Origin of the sequence: Marinobacter sp., from assembly GCF_035268745.1 — a bacterium.
In the GTDB taxonomy this organism is placed as follows: domain Bacteria; phylum Pseudomonadota; class Gammaproteobacteria; order Pseudomonadales; family Oleiphilaceae; genus Marinobacter.
Genome location: NZ_DATFKH010000127.1, coordinates 1 through 3,608 on the forward strand (window position 1 = coordinate 1; position 3,608 = coordinate 3,608).

Consider the following 3,608-nt stretch of genomic DNA (forward strand, 5'->3'; position numbering starts at 1 on the left):
GGTTTCGGCAGCTTTGACCAGGTGACAACATGAATAGACGGCCCTTCACATGCATATCGGACTGATTGGTGGGATCGGCCCAGCAGCCACGGTGGCCTATTATCAGGGTTTGGTCGGCGCGTTCGGGCAAGCCGATGTGCCGTTGCAGTTGACGATCCAGCATGCCGATATCACCACTTTGACGGGAAATGCGGACCGTATGGACTCCGATGCGCAGACCGAAGTCTTCGCGGCGCATATCAAGTCCTTGAAGGGTGCTGGCTGCGACATCATCGGGATCACGGCTCTTACTGGGCATTTCTGTATGCCCTTGTTGCAAGCTGTGTCGCAACTACCGATCCTGAGTGCAACAGACGCAATCGATACCTATTGCGCGCAACAAGGGATCGCCCGACTCGGTCTGCTGAGCAGCCCTCCGGTTTTGCAGTCCCGGCTGTTTGGGCTTTTGCATGAGGTAGAAACCGTGGTTCCGGGCGAAGACCCGGAAGGCGTCGGGCGGACGTATATGGAGATCGCAACGAAAGGCGCCTGCACGACCGACCAGGCCAACCTTTTAATCGCAGCTGGGGCAGAGATGATGCGGGCTCAGCAGGCCGATGCGATCTTGCTGGCCGGAACGGACCTTGGCCTCGTTTTTGACGGTGGGGATCCTGGCTACCCGGCAATCGATGCCGTTCGTCTGCACGTTGACGCCTTTGTGGAAGCAGCGGCAGACAAACCAAATCGCGTGCTGCTCAACACGTCCGCGTGGGCATCACCTGACACAGAATACTTTTAACGAAAGCCTTGGAGTAGGAAATGAATGCTCACATCGTCCTCGCCCATCCGGAGCCAGCTTCATTTAACGGCTGCATGGCCAAACGGGCTTTGAGCCATTTCCATTCGACTGGGAAGACCTACAGCTTCAACGACTTATATGCATCGGCGTTTGATCCGGTCGAACACGATCGGCATTACGCGGCCCGAAAAAATTCCGAGACCTTTGTTCCTTTGGATGAGCAAAGACAAGCTTGGAAAAACGGGACGACGCCCGACGATGTCATCGCCGAAATCAACAATCTTCTGAATGCCGATCTGGTGATCCTGCAGTTTCCTCTCTGGTGGCATGGGCCGCCCGCCATGTTGAAAGGCTGGTTCGATCGAACCTTTCCAAGCGGGGGAGTGTATACGAGCCGCATGCGCTATGACGAAGGTTACTTCAAAGGCAGGAAAGCTCTGCTGTCCGTGACGACAGGCGCGCCTGAGGAAGCTTTCGGTCCCGGTGCTCGGGGTGGGGATCCGAAAACCATGCTATGGCCATTGCACTATTCGCTTCACTACCTTGGTTTCGAGGTTTTGAAACCGTTCTGGACTTATGGCGTTCAGGGATACGGGTATTCCTACGAGGATCAGCACTCGGTCGAGCGTCGGCTGGCCGATGCGCTCGATGACTGGGAAGACAGACTTTTGGGCTTGAACGAAGAGAATGGACTTAACCGCAATAATTCATGAGCGTCATGTTTTGGTAGCGGATGTGTTTTTGGTAGCCTTTGTGGTTTCATGATCTCACGGCTGATCTGCGCCCTGATTTTGCATCGAACGTTGGTGGGGACTGGGTGCTGTTTGGGTTGGGATTGTTGGTACGAGCGGGGCGTGTTGTTCAGCGTTACGTCAAGTCGGTTGGGGCGGAGCCAGTGCTTCACACAGCAGCCGGATGAGATTTTGGCGTGGACATGAGGCGGGCAGCGTCATGATGATCCGGGTTTTCTTCTCGACGATGGTGGCTGCGAGTTTGACCAGATGCAGGCGCAGGGTATCGAACTGAGCGTGCCGCCATTGGGATCGTTTTGGGCAGGCCGCCCGAAGTGTCCACCAGATCCAATAGGCACAGCCATGCAGCATGAGGCGCATCTGATTGGCGCTGGCCTTCGAGCAGGATGTTCGGTCCGAAGCGAGATGGGTCTTCCATCCTTTGATGTGGTTCTCAGCCTGACCGCGGGCAGAGTATATTTTCTCGTAAAGATACTTGCCGCGCAGGCCCATCAGATTGGTCACGATGTAGCGGGTGTCACGCCCCCGGGAACTGACCTCGACACGGGCCACGACGCGCCGAGCTTTTGACCATGACCCGGCTGCATAGGCAAATGTCTTGAACCGTCTGAGCTTATGGCCACTGTTGCGGGCGTAACGGGCTGCCGTCGAGGCCTCCAGAGCCCGGACCTCATCCTGAAGGCGCGCATTGCGGCTCAAGCCGAGGACATAGCTAAGGCCCAGCTGGTCACACAGGTCCAGAACCTCTGGCCCGCAATAGTGGCTGTCCGCCCGCAGCAGGATCTCGGTCTTGGGCCAGTACTTGCGGATCTCTCGGATCAGCCGACGCAGATGCGCGGCACTCTCGGCCCCTTTGGGGCGTCGTGCAGGCCGCAGCAAGGCCCCCACCAGCCGTCCGTCGCCGTCAAATACGACGATGGGTTGGAAGCCGTATTCGTCATAATAAGAATTGAACAGACGTAACTGTTGGTGCCCATGGACCACATCAAAGGTGTCGTCGATATCCAGCACAATCTGGCTCGGTACACGGGTAAAGGACTGGCAATAAAACTGGATCATTGCCTGCGCCATCCGGATCAGGTCACGCACTCCGGGAAGGTTCTCCATCCGGGAGATTGTCGGCTGCGAACACAGCGCCGCCCCCGCCTCCGGATTGCGCTCCAGCGCGATCTTGAACGACGGGTCATGCCGCAGCTCAGTTGCGTCGTTGCCATCCTCATACCCCGCAGCAATCATCATCATGCGGAACCGGATCATGTCTTCCAGGCTGTGCCTGACCTTGCCAGCATCGCGTAAGTCCGTGAGGCAGGACGCCAACAGACCTGCAAGATCATGGCGGCGTTCGACTTCCCGCAGCAGCGTCAGACCAGCATCAGAACTCATCTCCGCGCCGTCGAAATTCATCAGAATGGGTTTGCCGTTCAGGGGTGACAAAACTGGCGTGGTGGGGATAAGCTGCTTCATGGTGAGGTGTGGCTCCTGAAAACTGCATTTTTTGGCTTCAGCACCACAAAAATACAGCTTTTCATAAGGTTACGCTACCCTCACCAACCCATCATGAATAATGCGGGTTAATTGCAACAAGCGCAACAGCCCTCATGTCGCATGCTGCGACTGCGGACATCATTGACAACGGGACCATTCAATTGGGGATCAATCCGGCGGGCAACCTGGTTGACGGCTCAATCGGGCTGACCTTCCTCGGGACGACCGCCTCCTCGGGCGAGGTACTTGCCCCTGGCTGCGCCTGTGAGGGATGGGGTGTCGCGGATATGTCCACCGGTGAGTTCGCCGAAGCCGGGGAGGATTTCGGGTTTTCCAACATCGTCTCTTCGGGACTGACCGTCACCGGGGCGGGCACCGACGCGGCCTCGACCGGCAGTGCGGCGACATCCGTGACCGATATCGCGGACGGTGCGCTCTCGCTGCAGCTGACCCATGATTTTGCGCCATCGGTGTCGAACAACCTGTATCGCGTCGACGTGATGATCGAGAACACGGGCGCGGGTGGCGTCGGCAACCTCGTGTATCGCCGGGCGATGGACTGGGACGTGCCGCCCACGACGTTCAGCGAGTTC

At 57.6% G+C, this 3,608-nt stretch carries 4 protein-coding genes; 3 read left to right on the forward strand and 1 reads right to left on the reverse strand.

Going from position 1 to position 3,608, the window contains the following annotated elements; translation table 11 throughout:
* Positions 1-49: 49 nt before the first annotated feature.
* A complete protein-coding gene (locus VJ956_RS10320) occupies positions 50-778 on the forward strand; it encodes an aspartate/glutamate racemase family protein (protein WP_324084488.1) in 729 nt (242 codons plus the stop codon).
* 20 nt (positions 779-798) lie between these two features.
* The gene (locus VJ956_RS10325) at positions 799-1,491 is read left to right on the forward strand and encodes an NAD(P)H-dependent oxidoreductase (protein WP_324084490.1); all 693 of its coding nucleotides are present in this window, start codon (positions 799-801) and stop codon (positions 1,489-1,491) included.
* Positions 1,492-1,650: 159 nt separating this feature from the next.
* Here the strand turns inward: VJ956_RS10325 and VJ956_RS10330 are convergent, their stop codons facing one another.
* Positions 1,651-2,994 (reverse strand): IS1380 family transposase, encoded by a 1,344-nt coding sequence (locus tag VJ956_RS10330; RefSeq protein WP_324084492.1) that lies wholly within the window; start codon positions 2,992-2,994, stop codon positions 1,651-1,653.
* 134 nt (positions 2,995-3,128) lie between these two features.
* Between VJ956_RS10330 and VJ956_RS10335 the strand changes: the two genes are divergently transcribed.
* The coding region (locus VJ956_RS10335) for a hypothetical protein (RefSeq protein WP_324084494.1) at positions 3,129-3,608 on the forward strand (480 nt) is incomplete at its 3' end.